Raw genomic sequence first — 18166 nt, forward strand, 5'->3', positions numbered from 1 at the left:
CAAATCGTAGGTCGAGACATGAAAAAAACGAAAACTGTGCCATTTCTGTGCCACACCAAAAAGAAAGCACCTCCTGTCATAAACAGGAAGTGCTCTAAACCGCTTCGTTAAGCGATATTTCTGATGCCTCCGACGAGAATCGAACTCGTGCTGCAGCATTACCATTGCTGAGGTCTGCCACTAACCTACAGAGGCGTTACACCAACTATGTTACACAGATTATTCGTCGTTTTCAAGCTTTTTTAGAATAATAAGACCTCCAATCTTCGATAAAGGAAGACTGGAGGTCGAATGTTACATGTTTATTTTGTACGGATCCAAACGGCACCTGCAGAGTTGTCTTTCGCTTCACCGACTACGTCAATGACGAGACCGTATTGCGGAAGTTTGCGTCCTGCATCTGGAATGAGCGAGTTGATGTAAGAGTTTGCATCATTGAACTGCTTCACGCCAGGCAGTGCTTTGTAATCGTACACGCCACGACTCGGTGAATCAATATACCAAGCGAGCGTCTTATCGAGACTGAACGCCGCATCAGCAATTTGGTAACGTGTACTACCTGCGACTGTCTGTTGACCGTTCAAGTTACCGATGAGCGCTTCAGGATGTGAATCGACGACACCGAGGAACCCTTCACCAGGGTGGACACCGACCCAGTTGTCTGTGTACGAGTCATCACCGTACCACACGACGAGACCTGTGTTGTATTTCACGCCGCGGCCGTTGAGAAGACCCATATCCGACCCAGCGTGGTTACGCCATTCAAGGTAGTAATAGTGTGGTTTTGAATCGTATCCGTCTGAAGAGACGAATCCATCAAGCGTCACGGCTTCAGCGCCTTCCGCATCATCTGCGAAGAGTGTTGCTGATTCTGATTTGATTGACAAGTTGTCGACTGCGAAGCCTTTCATGGCGACACCGCCGTCTGTCACGTATTCAAAGACGATTTGAACATCTTGTCCAGCGAATTGTGAGAGGTCGTATGATTTGTTGACCCATGCACCGTTCGTCGTCTCAGCAGGGTAGCCCGCTTCGTTTGCACCGTTGACGTCGTCACCGAATACATCGAGAACGACTTCTTGACCACCGCTGAGGGCTTTGATGTACAAGTAATCATAGTCCGATTCGACTTCATAGAATGAATCGAATGCGAGGACTCCGTCCGCTCCAAGTTTCACAGCTGGTGTTGCCATCTCAGTATGGATGTCGTCACCTTTTGTCGAGTAATAGTAGCGATCGCCATAAGCTGGTTCGATTCCTTTAATCTTCTTATCAGGAAGGTTGACTTTGACAATGCCTGGATTGTTTGATTTCGTCACAGATTGGTCGAGTTGTGCGACGAACCCTTGAGAGTTGATGTCTTCAAGGTCGACTTCTGTGATGTTTGCCCAGTTTCCACCCATGATTTTTTGGAAGTACTCTTTGTTTTGTGGTGAGAAGCTTGTTGGCTCCGTACCAGCCACTTTACCAGCCCAGCTACCGCCACTCATGATCGACCATGATTGTACCGGTTCGCCTTGACCTGTGTACTGCGTATCGTACTCATCTGGAAGACCGAGGTCATGTCCGAACTCGTGTGCGAAAACGCCGACCGCACCATCTTCAGGTTGAATCGTGTAATCATATGCAGCCATTTTCCCGCCCCAGTAAGGAACTGCAGCTTCTGTGTTGGCTACTGGATAAACACCATCAAGAACCCAGCGATGTGACCATACCGCATCGTCACCGAGCGCACCGCCACCTGCTTCTTGACCAGTCCCAGCGTGGATGATCATCAAGTGGTCAACGAGACCGTCCGGCTCATTGAAGTCACCGTCTCCATCCAAATCGTAAAGGTCGTATTGATCATGTTCTTTCAAATCGATTCCAGATGCGACCGCAGCATTCAACGCATCTTTGACGAGTTGACGAGGTCCCGGTCCGACGTTATCATGTCCGCCATCACCTTTGTCAGCTCCATAGTCTTTCGCGGTTCCCGGAACGGTCAACCACTCCGAAACCTCACCATCGACCGTATAACTTCCGCCTGATTGTTCTTCATAGTATTGTTTGAACGTTTGGACCTTTTCACCGTTAAAGAGTTCAAATTGTTGATCACCGAACATATACTTTTCGTAATGTTCTTTACTGAAGTTATCGCTGTACATATAGCCCGGCTCTTGGATGATGTTATTGTGTTTGAAGTCGCTGTACTCGACGAGGAGAACGAGGACTTTATCTTCACGTACCGAACCGTTGTATGCAGATTGCTGGGCAGGAGATACTTTTACTTGACCGTTCGGTTTCCCTTTACGGTAATTCCCTTGCCCTTTTTTCGCTTTATCAAGAATTCGTTTTGATTCCTTTTCGAATTGAGTATGTATCTTCTCTTTTGCTTTCGAAGCCTTCTCGTTCACTTTGTCGTCGTGCTTATGTGGATCTTTCGCTTCACCTTGCTTTTTCGCGATATACGCATCGACTGCTTTCATGCGTTCAGATGCGGACAATCCTTTTTTGATGACGCCACGTTTCTCGAGAGCTTTCGCGAGACGCTCTTCATCGATGATGTTGTGGTCGAACGGAGCGAGCTCGCTCGTTGTCGGAACCGATGGTGCAACCGAGAGGGGTGCAGCACCAGCTGCCGGAACGATACTGACTGTCATGGCAGATGTCATGAGAGCCGCGAGTGTCGTTCGACGGATGGAACGTTTTTTCATTTGTGTGAACCTCCTGTTAAAAAATAATGGGAAAATGTGTGAGCTTGTTGTAAATGTACTCTTTGTGTCTGATTAATGTCAATATTCAGAAAATAATAAACAAAAAAGGAGTCTAAAGACCTATTTAGTTCAATTTGACTAAATAGACTTAGACTCTAGGTCGATATATCCGTAATGGAACTTCGACGTTTTACGTTTTATGTGAGTGAAACCGTACCGTTCAAAGGTATCGCTCTCAAAATGCGCCTTCAAGACAATTCGTTTCATAGCTACTCGTGTTGCTTCGGTAATCAATTCTTGCGTGAGAGGGGAGGTGTCGGCGATTGTGCGAAGTGGGTTCAGATGAACCGATTCTGAAATCGTCTTTTCAAACATCGGATCAAAGTAAATACAATCAAACGAATTTTCCGCACACGATTTTAAATAGTCGAGAGAGTTGGAGTGAACGACCTCAATGCGTCGCATCGCCTCATTGACCTGCTCATCTTTTTCGACCCATACGGACATGCCTTCCCGGACGAGCTGTGCCGTAATGAATTGACTCTCAAGGCCAATTACTTTACCGGTTGAACCGACGACATGGCTCATGACGATACTGTCCGAGCCGAGTCCGAGTGTACAATCTAGAACATGATCACCTGGATTTGCTTGCATGGCATTAATGAGTGGATCTGATCCACCTCGGCTCAGTTGCTTTACCCGAAAGACGGAGCTCGATGGGTGAAAAAAGAACGGCTCTGTACTATGCAAAGGTGTGAACTCGACACGTCGTTTATCAAAGATAAGTACACCTTGTTGATGACGTTTCTTCAACTCATCAATGGAAAGTTTGCGTCGGTCGACAAATTTCATCTTGTATTCTGTGGCATGCGTATGCGCTCGAGACAAGACATCATCTGTAGGGCGCAAACAAGTAGTGACAATATACATAATCCGGGCTCCTTCATAAAAAATGAGACGCAGTTGCGTCTCATTTTTTCTTACTGAGTAAGTCTGATAATTCATCGATAAGTGCTTTATGAGAAGCGAGTTCTTTCTTCTTCTCATCGTTCACGTTCATCGGACGTTTTGAACGGCTTTGAAGCGCTTCAAGCGTTTCATCGATTGACGACTTCAACGTATCACGTTCTTCAGGTTTCAGAGATACTTCGTGCGGATTTTCGCCAGAAGCATCTAATTCGCGGAGACGTGCCATCAATTGCTTTGCCTCGCGATTCAAATCGATTAATAATCTGTCAATTTGTTCCAATCGTAATTTAATCCCATCACGTTCTGTAAACATCTGTTTCACCTCTTTTTGCGGTTTAACCCTAAGGTCTCTTCCTGTTTACTTTACCATAAAATTAGTTAAACGAAACTACCGGGAATATATTCCATTTATTTTGGCTGTAAGAAACATTGTTTCTCTATCCCCACACGAATGTCACCTGCTATACTAACTGAGCTAATAAGGAGGTGGGCGGATGGAAACGACAAATCATCCACCAAAAGCGCTCAAAGGAGCGATTGTGTCGATTACGGCATATTTGATCTTATCTATACTAAAAGTATTCTTCGGGTACTTATATGAATCTGAAGCGGTCCTAGCCGATGGATTCAACAATACGACGGATATCATTGCATCGGTCGCGGTCTATATTGGCATTCGGGTGGCTGCATTGCCACGGGATGCCGAGCATAAATATGGTCATGCGAAAATGGAGACAATCTCTGCTCTCATCGCTTCATTAATCATGATTGCGGTCGGTATTTTCGTCTTCTTAAACAGTCTATCGAACTTAATTGGGGGCGAGTATACCGAACCGAACCCGTTGGCAGCGGTCGTCGCCTTCGTCAGTGCGCTCGTCATGTTCGGGGTGTATCGGTTCAACTTGAACCTCGCGAGAAAAACAAAGTCATTGGCACTTAAAGCGGCGGCGAAAGACAACTTGGCCGATGCGATGATTTCAGTCGGAGCCACGCTTGGTGTGCTATTCGCTTATTTTCAACTGCCTTGGATGGACACGGTCTTAGCAATTGTGATTGCCGGCATGATCATCCGGACAGCGATTCAAATCTTTTTAGATGCCACCCATCAGCTTTCTGACGGATTCCCTCCACATCTCGTCGAGTCCTATGAGGAAACAATTGAACAATTTGAGCGTGTGAAAGAAGTTCGGGAAATCAAAGGGCGTCATCTTGGGAATCACGTGATGCTCGATGTGACGATTGCAGTCGATGGCGATTTGACTGTGGACGCGGCCCATGAATTGTGTGACGATATCGAACGGAAACTAGATGAAGAGCATGCGGTCGATTCGGTGCATATTCATATCGAACCGGTTTGATGTTCGGTTATCTTTTGCGCTTCATGAAGGGATTCGTTTATAATAAGCGCAGACAGATATTGAACTACTAGTTAAGGAGGGCACGGGATGAACATCGTGCGTCAACCTATTCGCCAGATTGATGAGATTGAATATGAACACTTTCAAAAATATGGAGAAAGTGCATATGGCGTTTCTGCTGAAGAGTTGAAAGGGATCCTCGAGGAAATGGGGGCGGAGCAACTTTATCACGCAGAAGAGCATAGTTATGGAGAAGACTTCTATTACGACTTGATGGTCGATGACAAACTGGTCGGTAAAGTCTTGTTACTCAAGCTTGCCCGCGTATACCAACTCGACCTGATGGTGTTCGATGCGTACAAAAACAAAGGATATGCGACGGAAGGTTTGCGTCTTGCCTTACTGGACTCAAAATTGATGGATGGACAAACAGTCCGGGCTGGCATCCCACCGACGAGCCCACATCAACAAGAGATGCATCATGTTCTTATTCAGAACGGGTTCGAAAAGCGGAACGGTTTGTATTATTTAAATTTTAAGAAACGATATGTGGTAAACCATTAAGCTGACGGCGTCTCGCACGTCAGCTTTTTTCATATGGAGGGGTAAGGATGAAGCAAGTCACCATTAAAGACATTGCGGAGCTCGCTGGTGTCGCCAAAAGTACGGTCTCACGCTATCTGAACGGTGGATCGGTTGGAAAGGCAACAAGGGAAAAACTCGACCGGGTCATTCGAGATACGAACTATGAGCCGAATCAGTTCGCTCAAAGTCTCAAGTCGAAACAGACGAAGATGATTGGGGTCATCGTTCCACGGCTCGATTCGTATGCCGCCTCACGGACGATGATGGGGATTGATGAACAGCTCACGGAACGAGGATATCAAATGCTCGTCGTCAATACAGCACAACAGACGGAACGAGAAATCGAACAGCTATACAATTTAGCCAAACAAAAAGTCGCCGGAATCATCTGGCTTGGAACGACGGTCACGGAACGTCATCTTGAGGCGATTGAGGCGATTCAAATCCCGGTCTTGTTGATTGGTCAGCAACATGACAATGTCCATAGTCTCGTCTATCCTGACTATGATGCGGCCTATGCGCTCGGTAAACAGTTCACGGAGTGGGGTCATCGAAACGTGGTCTATGTCGGGGTGTATGAATCGGATATCGCGGTCGGTCAAGCACGCCGTGACGGATTTTTGAAGGCGTTTCAAGAATCGGAGGCAAATGTCAAAGTCATTCAAACGACGTTTAAGATTGAGGACGCCATTCCAATCGGTGAACAGTTGGCGAATGATGTCGGCACTGTTTCGTTGATTGTTTGTGCGACCGACAACATTGCGTTAGGCGTCTTGAAAGGATTAGCGAATCAAGGGGTCTCTGTCCCGAGAGATGTCTCTGTCAGTGGATTTGGAGGATATGATTTCACGGAAGTCCTGCATCCATCCATCACGACGGTACACCTTCCTTATCGCCGAACTGGTGCGAAAGCTGCCGACATGATGCTACAGCTCTTACACGGTGAACACGTCCCAATGAAAACGTTCACAATTTTTGAATTAAAAGTGCGCGAGAGCGTTGACAAGTTGAATTAAATCGTTTACATTTGTGTTGCGGAACCGGTTCCGCAACATTTTTTATTCTAAAATGGAACCGGTACCAATCGTATAAAGAACTCATATGATTTTTGGAGGTGGACGATATGAACACCGTACATTGTATCGGCGAATTGTTGATTGACTGGGTATGCGAGGATGCGTCTAGCGATCTCGTGAACGGGACGACGTTCGTCAAGAAAGCGGGAGGCGCACCTGCGAATGTCGCGGCAGTCGTCAGTAAGCACGGGGGACAATCCAGTTTCCTCGGACAGGTTGGAGATGACCCGTTTGGTCTCTTCTTGAAACAGACGTTGGTCGAGAACGGCGTCCGAACAGAAAACCTTGTGGAGTCTGGAGATACGACATTCGCATTCGTATCGATTCAAGAGGACGGAGAGCGGGACTTCACATTCCGTCGCGGAAGTGACGGGGAGTATGCCTTCGAGTCGATCGACTTATCGGTGATCGAGTCAGGAGACATCATTCATTTCGGCTCGGCGACAGCACTACTTGATGGGAAATTGAAAGACGCGTACTTTAAGTTATTGCAATTTTCAAAGCGGGATGGCTTGTTTATCTCGTTCGACCCGAACTATCGGGATGCATTGATCACGGATCTCGAGCAATTTAAACAAGATGCGAGACACTTCATCGCGGAATCGGACTTCATTAAATTGAGCGAAGAAGAAGCGCACTTGTTAACCGGAGAAGAACAACTAGAAGACGCTGTTCGTGCACTGCTTGAATTAGGTGCAAAACAGATTGCCATTACACTAGGGTCTCGTGGGACGTTGATTGCGACAAGCACGCATCATGAAATCGTTCCTTCAATCTCAATCGACAGTATCGATTCGACGGGAGCGGGAGATGCGTTCGTCGGAGCTTACTTATATCGGTTGTCAACACTCGGGTTTGACCCGGAGCGCTTACGTTCCGACATTGAATATGCGAACGTAACGGGTGCATTGACATGTACAGCTTATGGCGCAATTCCAGCAATTCCATCACGACAACTTGTGAATGAAACGTTAGGAGGGAAATGAAGATGGATTACAAAAAAGAAGCAGCATCGATCCTAGAGGCGATTGGTGGGAAAGAAAACGTTGCGGCAGCCGCGCACTGTGCGACTCGCCTTCGACTCGTATTGAACGATGAGTCGAAGGTCGATGAGAAAGCACTCGAACAACTTGATGTGGTTAAGGGAACATTCTCTACAGGCGGACAATACCAAATCATCATCGGACAAGGTACGGTCAACAAGGTCTATGCGGAATTTTCACAATTGACTGGTCTTGGAGACATGTCGACGACAGACGTGAAGTCAGCCGGAGCGAAAAAAATGAACCCGCTCCAACAGTTCGTCAAAATGTTATCGGATATCTTCGTTCCAATCATCCCGGCCATCGTCGCCGGTGGTCTCTTGATGGGGATCAACAACTTATTGACGGCACCGGATTTGTTCTTTGATGGTCGTTCGTTGATTGACCAGTATCCAGGCATGGCCGACCTCGCAGCGATGATCAATACGTTCGCAAACGCCGCCTTCGTCTTCCTTCCTGTACTCATAGGGTTCTCCGCAGCCAAACGGTTCGGTGGTAACCCGTACCTAGGTGCAGCGCTCGGGATGATCATGGTTCACCCGGACTTGATCAATGCATACGCTCAGGCAAGTGTTGAAGAGATTCCGGTTTGGAACATTTTCGGACTCGAGATTGAGAAGTTAGGATACCAAGGACAAGTCTTACCAGTCCTCGTCTCGACGTATATTTTATCGAAGCTTGAAATTAACATTCGGAAGTTTATGCCGGCATCACTTGATATCTTGCTTACGCCATTACTTTCACTCCTCTTCACAGCGTTCATCACGTTCGCCTTCGTGGGTCCGATTACACGCGAAGCAGGGAACTTAATCATTGATGGGTTGGTATGGACGTATGATTCACTCGGATTCGTCGGTGGCTTGATCATGGGTCTTCTCTACGCCCCAATCGTTATTACGGGGATGCACCATAGCTTCATCGCGATTGAGACACAGCTTCTCGCCGATATCGCCGAAACAGGTGGATCGTTCATCTTCCCAATCGCTGCGATGTCGAACGTCGCACAAGGGGCAGCTACCCTTGCGGTCTTCTTCTTAACTGCTGATAAGAAGATGAAAGGTGTCGCATCAGCATCAGGGATCTCAGCATTACTTGGAATCACAGAGCCTGCTATGTTCGGGGTCAACTTAAAACTACGTTATCCGTTCATCGCAGCCATCGTCGGTTCAGCCATCGCTTCTGCGTTCATCGTTGGAAACGACGTATTGGCAGTAGCGCTCGGTGCTGCCGGATTACCAGGTATTATTTCAATCGCACCGGGTTCGATCATCTCGTATATCATTGGCATGGCCATCGCCTTCGCCGTGACATTCGGATTGACATTCATCCTAGCGAAACGACAAGCAAAAAAAGAAGCGGTCAAACAAGCCGCATAACAAAAAGGAAGTGACACTATGAATTGGACGAAGGCCGAACGTTATCGTTCACTCCGTGACGTGAGCGCCCTCGAGATGGAGGTGCTCCGTGCAAAGACGGCCGCATCCCCGTGGCGGTTTGGGTACCATATCCAGCCGCCGACGGGCCTCCTCAATGACCCGAACGGCTTCGCATATTACGATGGAGAGTACCATCTATTCTATCAATGGTTCCCGCTCGGGCCAGTTCACGGTCTCAAACATTGGTATCATGTCAGTTCGAAAGATCTTGTCCATTGGACCGACCGCGGGGTGGCGTTAGTCCCTGAAACGAAAGAAGATTCCCATGGTGCCTATTCAGGAAGTGGTTTCGTTGTGGACGACACCCTTCACGTGATGTATACAGGGAATCATCGTACGGACGATTGGACGCGTCACGCCTCGCAAATCATCGGTGTACTGCGTGAAGGGATGATCGAGCGGCGCAACGTGGCCATCCCGGATATTCCGGCCGGTTACACGGAACATTTCCGCGATCCGAAAGTATGGGAAGAAGATGGATCATATTATGCGATTGTCGGTGCACAGCGAACGGATGAGACAGGATGTGTCGTCTTATATCGTTCGACCGACTTGAATGAATGGACGTTTTTAGGTGAAGTGAAGACGGGGCTCGAGCGGTTCGGTTACATGTGGGAATGTCCTGACGTGTTTGAACTGAATGGAAGGCATGTCCTCATTTTTTCTCCGCAAGGGATTGAGCCTGAAGGTCATCGCTATCACAACATCTATCAATCTGGATACGTCACAGGCACTCTTGATTTAGAAACGCTCGTCTTCACGCACGAGTCGTTTGAAGAGCTCGACTTCGGTTTCGACTTTTACGCTCCACAAACGACGGAGCATGACGGGCGTCGTATTCTAGTCGGTTGGATGGGCCTACCGGAAATCGAATATCCGACAGACCGGTACGGCTGGGCACATGCGTTAACACTGCCACGTGAACTATCAGTGGAAGATGGTGTATTGAAACAACGACCTGTCCCAGAAATGAAGCAACTACGACAAGACCAGTTTATTAAAGAATCGAGTACGCTGATCGACATGGTCACTCCTGAACGTTATGAATTGGAACTGTCGACTTCTGGGGAAGACTTCAAACTTGAACTGTTGAAGACAGAAGATGAGTCGCTTGTGATTCGATACGAGAAAGAAACATCCGAATTGACCATCGACCGGACGAATGCAGGTGAACCGTTCGCAACCGAGTTCGGGACGACTCGGACCAAGGTGATCAACGTCACATCCCTTCGGCTGTATGTCGACTCATCGAGTGTCGAGTGTTTCGTCAACGACGGTGATGCTATGGCAACCCTTCGCGTCTTCCCATGTGATGGTGAGAAACGGGTTCGCTACGTCGGAGACGGGGCAAGTTTAGTCGGTTGGAAATTTGAATGAATGTAAAAGCTGAGCGTTTGCTCGGCTTTTTAATTTTTCCAAATGTTGAAACCGTTTCGATTGGATCTACGTATAGATGAAGAGAAGAGAGAGGTGAGAGAATGAATAAAATGATGAAGTGGGTTGATGCGATTCGAACGATTACCGCACCATTTGGAGATCCGATTGGAGAGATTGAGAATGAAGAAGTTGAACGCGTGATGGTGGCGGAGTCGACGGTGCGCGGAATAATGAATCCAGAAGTGAAGTTAGAGTTTCATGAATTAAGCCAGGTGCGGGTGTTCGCGGAAATGCTACGTAGTTCAGAAGAAATCGAGGACATCGAAATTGAAGTGGTACCCGATTTTGATCTCTTGCTGCAATTTAAAGGTGGCGATTAAGAACGATATCAGCTGTGGCTCGGTCAACCGAACCGTCCGAGTGTCATCACGCATCTTGAGCGAACGGATGTTTTCTGGCGACTACCGGAACATACGACGAATCAATTGATTGATGCCCTCGGGTTAGATACGTAAAAAAGCACCTCTTTTTGAGATGCTTACGAGTTGAATCGGATAAACCGTTCGATTTGTCGCTCTGATTTTCTTGCTTGTCGTCCGACCCAAATCAAGTGGCCGGGACTGTTCAGGATTGTTAACTGAGCATGCGGGATCAATCGCTTCGCGTAATGCGCATGACGAACGGGGACGGCCTTGTCATTTTTTGAATGGACGATGTAGGTCGGGCAGGTGACACCGAGTAAGACCTCACTTGAGACACTTTGTTTTAAATCGAACTGTGCGCCAAGTCCAAACGCCATCTGATTCGCGACACGTTTTAGGAGAAAGATGTCGTAGGGTGACACCTCTTCTCGAATCGTCTCGAGTGCCAACACACTCGTCGATTGAATCATACGGGCCGTCGCTTCGAATGGATGTTTTTGAATGGCACGAGCGATGAACTGTTTCATGATGTATTGAAGTGCGATAAATGCGGGTTGGACGACATTTCGGCTGACCGTGTCCCGATACGGGAAATCAACGACACTCGTCACGGCGGCAGCGAGGGTCAAACTAAGGACACACTGATTCTGTGAAGCGAGCTCGATCGCGGTCGGTCCTCCGGCAGAGATGCCATAGACATGATATCGATCAATATCTAGCATTTGCATCAAGTGAGAGAGTCGGGATGCAAACAATTGAGGAGATGCTGAAAAAGAGTATGGTGTTTCTCCATATCCGGGTCTAGATGGGACAATGACCCGGAAACCGGATAAAACGAGTTGGTCCACATGGTATGGTTCTAAACTCGATGACTGGGTCCCATGGATCAGTACGATGACGGGACCGTGACCGCGGTCTATATATTCGATTTTTGAGCCGTCGACGTGTGCATAATATTTCAACTTAGATGGCGCCTCCTTAAACGTTTTGTAATGGAAAATACCTTTATTTCGTGGAAATAAAATGATAATGTCTGTTTATACATAATTTAGACAGAGAGACGAAAGGGGATAGAACCGTGAATAACCGAGAGCGGTTACTTGAAGTTCGACGTTTCTTCGAACGTTACACGGACGAAGCGAATCCAAAGACACTAGAAGATTTGCTCGAGTACTTGTCAACGATAGGAGATACTTCTAAGTTAGCAAAAAAATCGGTGAAAGACGATATCCAGGCACTGAATAATTCGGGGTTTGAAGTGCAGGATGAATTGGAGAAGAATGGTCTCGCTAAAAAGTATTGGCATTCGGCCCGCTTATTTGAGATTCATGAACTCCGGATGATGGTCGATGCGATTGTCGCAGCGAAATTTATCTCGGAAGACGTGACCGAGGAAATTGTAGAGAAACTTCAAATGCTGACGAGTATCCCTGAAGCGAAGACGCTACAATCGATCATCAAGACGCCGAAGAAAAAACACGGACACATTCCTTACCATATCGATCGTATCCAACGGGCCATTCATGAACGAAAAGCTATCTCGTTCCAATATACAGACGTCGTCGGATTTGATGTGACGAAACGAACGTTCCCGCTCCGCCGTGACGGAGAGCGATACGTCGTTAATCCAATCGATTTGCATTGGAATCACGAGCAGTACTACTTGATCGGGATCGACGAATCAATCGGAGAGGTGCGGAACTACCGGGTTGACCGCATCGTCAATTCGGAGATTGTGGAAGATGGCACCATTCGTCCGAAGCATCATTTACCTGATGATTACTATCAAAAATCATTCAATATGTATAACGGATCTGATGAACAAATCGTTTTGTCCGTCGACGAACGCGTTCTCCCGGTCATCTTTGACAAGTTAGGGGAAGACGTTTCTGTTTCTGAACATGGAGAACGATTCCTCATCCGTTTCGACGCAGCCGTATCTGACGGATTCATTTACTGGTTGCTCTCTTTAGGGTCACAAGTAGAAGTGGTCGAACCGCTCACGCTTCGTGATCATATGAAAGCAACGATTGAGAAGATGGCAACTACTTATGAAAATACAAGCATTCATTCATCCATCGAGTAAGCAGATGTGCTATACTGCTTGCGACACTAGATGAAGGGGGACAGGCGGATGTTGAATTGGATGCCATTGATCATTCCGATTGTCGCTGTCATTTTCGTAACGATCGTCGCAAGGCGCGCCATGAAAATGGATAAAGAGAATTAATAAGAAGAGACATCGTCCAGTACTGGGAGGTGTCTCTTTCGCTATGGAGGTAGAACGTGGATACGATTACACATACGTTATTCGGTTTGACGCTATATGGTGCAGCCGATAAACGGGATTTACAACAACATGAAAAACGAGCCTTGTTCGTCACGACACTTGTCGGGAGCCAAATCCCGGACAGCGATGTGATTTCTCGGCTATGGGACACAGAAGGGATGTATCAGATGTGGCATCGCGGCATCACCCACTCGATTTTTCTCGTCCCACTCATTGCCTTGCTCATCTACATACTCGTTCGCCTCCTCTTTCGCGTGACGGACATTCGCTATTTTTGGTGGGCACTGTTGTCTGTCTTCATACACAACACATCTGACTTGTTCAATGCATGGGGAACGGGCTACTTCGAACCGATCTCTGACGTGAGGATCACATTCGGTGTGATCCCGATTGTCGATTTCGTCTATTGGGGAATCTTCTTGGTCGCCTGGCTCGTCGCTCGGAAGCAGGAAGTTCGTTATAAGACGTATCGGTATGCATGGGCTGCCCTCGTTCTTTATGTCGCGCTTCAAAGTGCGCAGGGCGCCTATTTATATCAGTCTTATTCAAAGGAATATGACGAAGTGGCGCTCTCGGCTTCATTTATCCCGACTCAGTTCACGGTCATTACGAAGACTGACGAGGACGTATCGCTCTTTCAAGATTCGATATATCAAGAAGCGACCTTGCAATACGAATTGACGAGTGCCGAAAAGGCGAGTCTTGAACCATTGTTTGAAGCGAATCATGAGGCGCGCACATTGACCAAATGGTCGCCGTTCGTCGTCATCGTAGCAAACGAAGAACGGCTCGGCGTCTTTGACCCGCGGTTTTATGATGGCGAATCCTCATTTTTATATGAATACATCGAAAGGTAGGACAACGGATGGGACGTATACGTTATCTCTTTATCTTCGCTTACGAACAGGCACTTAGTTGTATCTTTCCGGTCGCCATCTTCGGAGCGCTTGCCGTCACAAAGTTTGTAGAGTTACCACTCCCACGATATGACGTTTTACTCATCTGGTGTTTGTTCGTTCAAGTCGTCCTTGTGAAGACGGGGCTCGAGACGATGGAAGAAGTGAAGGTCATCAGCTGGTTCCATGTCATCGGTCTTGGACTTGAATTATTCAAGGTGCAGATGGGGTCATGGAGTTATCCGGATGAGGCGTTCACAAAAGTGTGGGGCGTCCCGCTCTATGCCGGATTTATGTATGCGAGCGTTGGTAGTTACGTCGTCCAGGCATGGCGTCGTCTCGATTTACGATTTACGAAGATGCCGCACCCAATCATCGCCTTCGGACTTGGCATCGCCATTTACTTCAACTTTTTTTGGCACCATGTTTGGTTAGACCTACGGTGGCTGTTAATCGCATTCATCTTTTTGGCGTTCGGTCGCTCGGTTGTCTCGTATAAACTCGACGATCGACGATTTGAGATGCCGGTCGTCCTGTCATTCTTCTTGATTGCCTGCTTTATCTGGCTCGCTGAAAATATTGTCACGTTCTACAACGGCTGGGCGTATCCGGACCAATTGAACGGTTGGGCCATCGTTGATTTAGGAAAACTGTCGTCCTGGTTCCAACTCGTCATCATCAGTATCCTCCTTGTCGCTTGGCAAAAGCGAAAATTGGAGTATGAATTACCTTAAACTCGACATGTGTCGAGTTTTTTTGTGAGGGGACACGAATCCTTTTTTGAAGAAAGTCGTATTGTAAAACGAGGTGATTCGGTTGTTGGAAATTGTACTTACTTGGTTGATTGGATTATTGTGTCTAGGATCTCTTGTCATCTATTGGAGAGAGTGGCGAAAGACTCGGAATCGAGTCAAACTAGGACAAGCTTGTCTCGCAATGTTTTGTTCGTTTCTTGTACTTGGAATGGCAGGCATGGAAACGTACGACCGCATGACGACGAATCACATCGTCGAGACGGGAGAATGTTATGTCGTCGATGACCGATCATCGAAGGGTTCATCGAACGTGACGCTATGGTTCGGAGAGCGGTCATACGGCTTCAAGGAAATTCCGGACGTTGCATATGGTCCAGGATATGTGTTTACGTGTCGCGCAATAATGACAAAGCAGATGCAATCAGGAATCGATTATGAGTTGCGATCACTTGACGGTGAGCTATTATATTCAACTCGTTCAGATGATTGATTGCGTGAAACTCAAAAACAAAACGTGTTCAAAGCTAATTTTATAGCTTCGAACACGTTTTACTATGATTGACTCCTGTACGTATGCCATAAAAGCAACATCATGACGATAAAACCCAGTCCTCCGACTAAATTGGTTATGAACAAGATGTGCTGAGACGATAAGAGACGGAGTATGGCCTGCCATATCAAAGACAGTGAAATTACGACAAAAATGAAAACACCAAATGGATTAGCGAGAATCGCAATAAGTTTATGATTCATTGTCATTCACTAAATGACCGGAATTTCTTGAACGCCATACCGATCATTTCGATTCCTTCATCTTGTTTCGTTTTCTCTCTAAAAAGATCGGAAGGATATTCAAAAAGATTGCCGCAACCGTCAAGAACCATAGCGCACGCGACATACCGGGTACGACATCTGTTATGGCAGCCCAGTCCTTAGCTTCGACCCACATGTTGAGCAAGCTATATTCGGCGCATAACGTGAGAGCAACTAATGATAGGGCAATCGCCATCGGCAGCTTATAGTCCTTCTCCATCATAAATACGGTCAAATTGATGAGCGTCGCCCCGATCGCCGCCAATCCAAAAATAATCCACATCCTTTAACCCCCTAAATATTTCTATCTATACATTGTATCATACAAATTAACCCAGATAAATTTCAGAAAATTGTTTCTATTTACATAATAAATATGCTAGAATCAGTGGAAAGTGTCTTTGGATATTATTCCCTTTAGAAAATGAACAATCAACCGGACATCCTTTCACACTTTTGATTGAGAGATTTGCATTCAAAAGGAGATAGAACTATGACGTATATTGCTCGGAAATCAGTTCATCTGATAATCGCATTTTTCATCTTGATTGCGATTAGTGCGCTACCGTCGCTTGTCGTTCAGACGGATTTTAGTCTGACGAATTATTGGAACGGCATTCAACAACAGATGGACCAATTACAGAAACTAGAGGACATTACATATTACAACATCACCGCGCAACGTTACTTGCCACTCTTGCCGGCACTTGGACCGCTCGTCAAAGAATCGGTCATCATTTTTACCACGGCACTCGCGGTATCGACCTCGCTAGGATTAATGTATGCGTACCTCTACTATCGGAGCGGGAGACGCGTTCGTACCGTTTTACACCAAACGAGTCAGACGCTCGAGATGGTACCAGATTTGTTCTGGTTAATTTTTTCTCAATTTCTTGCGATTACAATCCATAAGTCGACAGGGTTCGATCGCATTGAAGTTGCCGGAGGATTCGCAGAATATATACGGTTTCTCCCAATCGTCACATTGACGCTGACGACATTATTCTTCTTTATCAAATGGTTGACAATTCATATTCATGAACAAGAAGCCATTCCGTATCTCGAACTCGCGCAAGCGAAAGGGATTCGACCGAGTGGACTGTTTTGGAAACACTTATTACCGAATATCATCTATCGGTTTTACCTCTTTTTCCGTTCGAACATCATTACCATCTTATCGACACTTTTGATTGTCGAATACTTATTTAACGTTCAAGGGTTATTTCGATTCGCCGTCTACAACCCGCAGATGGAGATATTACTGGTTATCTTATTCGTCATCTATATCCCGATTTTTCTGTTGGATTTACTGATTGAATGGATTATTCCGAATGCATGGAAAGGAGGGATTTGATGCGCCGAGTATTAATACGTGACCCGATTTTCATCTTCTGCTTTGTTATCGTAGCGGGGCTATTGTTGATGAGTTTTGGAAATACCGTGTTTCGTGATGGGAATGTTGATCAAACCCTCATGCTCTACTCTGATGAAGGGAGACTCATTGGAATACCACCATTAGAACCGTCAAAATATCAATGGCTCGGGACGGACAATGCTGGATATGATTTATTCCAAATGCTCGTGGAAGGATTTAAGTGGACCGTTGGCATCTGTGCGCTCGTCGCATTCGGACGGATGGTCATCGGTCTATTGATTGGCATCCCTCTTGCTTTCAGGGGAGCTCGCTTAAATCAATTCTTTAAAACGTTATTGGACGGCTTTTTGATTCTGCCGATTTCATTGATCGCATTGATGATGTTAGTAGGAACACTGACCTTTTTTGATTCGACACAAGTGCCTCCATTATTTGATCGAGTAAAGATTGAACTAATCGTCTTAGTCGTTCTCGGATTGCCTGCCGTCACGTTATACCTAATCACGGAGATTCGACAATTGCTTCAACAAGAGTTCATGATCGTGGCTCAGACGCTTGGTGGCAGTGTCTGGCACCGTGTGAGATTGCATCTATTCCCACATCTCGTTCCAACCCTCGTGATCGTCTTCATGCAACAGTTTGTCCAAACGCTCATGTTGCTTATTCATCTCTCGCTGTTTGGGATTTTCTTCGGAGGAACGGTCATGTTACATGAAGGGATCATGCCGACCGTCTATGAATGGTCTTCGATGTTCGGGTATTATTTCAGACAGTTCACCGCGATGACGTGGATGACGAATCACTTGTTTCTCGTTCCGGCCATGTCACTTGCTGCGCTCATCTTTATCTTCAACTTGTTGACGAGCCGCCTCGAGCGAGCATTTAAACTCAGACGTCAAGAACCGGTGGTGACCGAGGTAAGTCTAGCAGAATCCGAAGCGGCAGCTGCTTCTCTTTCGAATCCATTCACCCCCGTTGATTCAACCATGTCATTAAGGAAGGAACCGGATGATATCGTATGATATGATCCGGTTTTTCTATGTCGAATGGACTGAACTGTCTTGTTTGAGGGAAA

The 18166-nt window shown here is 46.6% G+C and carries 18 protein-coding genes and 1 tRNA gene; 13 read left to right on the forward strand and 6 right to left on the reverse strand.

Annotation, left to right across the window (positions count from 1 at the left end; translation table 11 throughout):
• Positions 1-124: 124 nt before the first annotated feature.
• The 4 genes from KNO78_RS03650 to KNO78_RS03665 all read right to left on the reverse strand — a co-directional run bounded on the left by KNO78_RS03650 (position 125) and on the right by KNO78_RS03665 (position 3978).
• Positions 125-195, reverse strand: a tRNA-Thr gene (locus KNO78_RS03650).
• Between the two features lie 107 nt (positions 196-302).
• Positions 303-2696, reverse strand: coding sequence for an immune inhibitor A domain-containing protein (locus tag KNO78_RS03655; RefSeq protein WP_214690950.1), 2394 nt, complete (start codon positions 2694-2696; stop codon positions 303-305).
• Positions 2697-2834: 138 nt separating this feature from the next.
• Positions 2835-3626: a class I SAM-dependent methyltransferase gene (locus KNO78_RS03660; protein ID WP_214690949.1), complete on the reverse strand. Its 792-nt coding sequence runs from the start codon at positions 3624-3626 to the stop codon at positions 2835-2837.
• Between the two features lie 40 nt (positions 3627-3666).
• On the reverse strand, positions 3667-3978 hold the full coding sequence (locus KNO78_RS03665; protein WP_012726238.1) for a hypothetical protein: 312 nt from the start codon (positions 3976-3978) through the stop codon (positions 3667-3669).
• 181 nt (positions 3979-4159) lie between these two features.
• Between KNO78_RS03665 and KNO78_RS03670 the strand changes: the two genes are divergently transcribed.
• The 7 genes from KNO78_RS03670 to KNO78_RS03700 all read left to right on the forward strand — a co-directional run bounded on the left by KNO78_RS03670 (position 4160) and on the right by KNO78_RS03700 (position 10920).
• Positions 4160-5023, forward strand: a complete 864-nt coding sequence (locus tag KNO78_RS03670; RefSeq protein ID WP_159562257.1) for a cation diffusion facilitator family transporter — start codon at positions 4160-4162, stop codon at positions 5021-5023.
• Between the two features lie 87 nt (positions 5024-5110).
• A complete protein-coding gene (locus KNO78_RS03675; RefSeq protein ID WP_159562258.1) occupies positions 5111-5587 on the forward strand; it encodes an N-acetyltransferase in 477 nt (158 codons plus the stop codon).
• Positions 5588-5634: 47 nt separating this feature from the next.
• Positions 5635-6624: a LacI family DNA-binding transcriptional regulator gene (locus KNO78_RS03680; protein WP_214690948.1), complete on the forward strand. Its 990-nt coding sequence runs from the start codon at positions 5635-5637 to the stop codon at positions 6622-6624.
• A gap of 107 nt (positions 6625-6731) precedes the next feature.
• Positions 6732-7670: a carbohydrate kinase family protein gene (locus tag KNO78_RS03685; RefSeq protein WP_211781239.1), complete on the forward strand. Its 939-nt coding sequence runs from the start codon at positions 6732-6734 to the stop codon at positions 7668-7670.
• A gap of 2 nt (positions 7671-7672) precedes the next feature.
• Positions 7673-9103, forward strand: a complete 1431-nt coding sequence (locus tag KNO78_RS03690) for a sucrose-specific PTS transporter subunit IIBC (protein WP_012726243.1) — start codon at positions 7673-7675, stop codon at positions 9101-9103.
• 18 nt (positions 9104-9121) lie between these two features.
• Positions 9122-10540 (forward strand): glycoside hydrolase family 32 protein, encoded by a 1419-nt coding sequence (locus KNO78_RS03695; protein ID WP_214690947.1) that lies wholly within the window; start codon positions 9122-9124, stop codon positions 10538-10540.
• A 101-nt stretch (positions 10541-10641) separates the two neighbouring features.
• Positions 10642-10920, forward strand: coding sequence for a hypothetical protein (locus KNO78_RS03700; protein WP_214690946.1), 279 nt, complete (start codon positions 10642-10644; stop codon positions 10918-10920).
• A gap of 158 nt (positions 10921-11078) precedes the next feature.
• Here KNO78_RS03700 and KNO78_RS03705 read toward each other — a convergent pair whose 3' ends face one another.
• Positions 11079-11924 carry an alpha/beta fold hydrolase gene (locus KNO78_RS03705; protein WP_214690945.1) on the reverse strand — a complete coding sequence of 282 codons (846 nt, stop codon included), beginning with the start codon at positions 11922-11924 and terminating at the stop codon, positions 11079-11081.
• Positions 11925-12040: 116 nt separating this feature from the next.
• On the opposite strand from KNO78_RS03705, the gene KNO78_RS03710 reads away from it, so the two are divergent.
• From KNO78_RS03710 to KNO78_RS03725, 4 genes are all read left to right on the forward strand, one after another.
• Entirely contained in the window at positions 12041-13048 is a 1008-nt protein-coding gene (locus KNO78_RS03710) for a helix-turn-helix transcriptional regulator (protein WP_196430681.1), read from the forward strand.
• A gap of 200 nt (positions 13049-13248) precedes the next feature.
• Positions 13249-14109, forward strand: coding sequence for a metal-dependent hydrolase (locus KNO78_RS03715; RefSeq protein ID WP_214690944.1), 861 nt, complete (start codon positions 13249-13251; stop codon positions 14107-14109).
• Between the two features lie 8 nt (positions 14110-14117).
• A complete protein-coding gene (locus KNO78_RS03720) occupies positions 14118-14882 on the forward strand; it encodes a DUF817 domain-containing protein (RefSeq protein WP_214690943.1) in 765 nt (254 codons plus the stop codon).
• Between the two features lie 85 nt (positions 14883-14967).
• Entirely contained in the window at positions 14968-15393 is a 426-nt protein-coding gene (locus tag KNO78_RS03725) for a hypothetical protein (protein ID WP_074037059.1), read from the forward strand.
• Between the two features lie 306 nt (positions 15394-15699).
• Here KNO78_RS03725 and KNO78_RS03730 read toward each other — a convergent pair whose 3' ends face one another.
• Positions 15700-15999, reverse strand: coding sequence for a hypothetical protein (locus KNO78_RS03730; protein WP_214690942.1), 300 nt, complete (start codon positions 15997-15999; stop codon positions 15700-15702).
• 210 nt (positions 16000-16209) lie between these two features.
• Between KNO78_RS03730 and KNO78_RS03735 the strand changes: the two genes are divergently transcribed.
• Together KNO78_RS03735 and KNO78_RS03740 are read left to right on the forward strand one after the other, a co-directional pair.
• A complete protein-coding gene (locus KNO78_RS03735) occupies positions 16210-17070 on the forward strand; it encodes an ABC transporter permease subunit (RefSeq protein ID WP_214690941.1) in 861 nt (286 codons plus the stop codon).
• Complete coding sequence (locus KNO78_RS03740; RefSeq protein ID WP_214690940.1) at positions 17070-18113, forward strand: ABC transporter permease; 1044 nt, start codon at positions 17070-17072, stop codon at positions 18111-18113. Before KNO78_RS03735 ends, KNO78_RS03740 begins: the two co-directional genes overlap by 1 nt.
• The last annotated feature ends 53 nt before the right edge of the window (positions 18114-18166 follow it).

It is taken from the genome of Exiguobacterium sp. s132 (assembly GCF_018617235.1).
GTDB lineage: Bacteria > Bacillota > Bacilli > Exiguobacteriales > Exiguobacteriaceae > Exiguobacterium > Exiguobacterium profundum.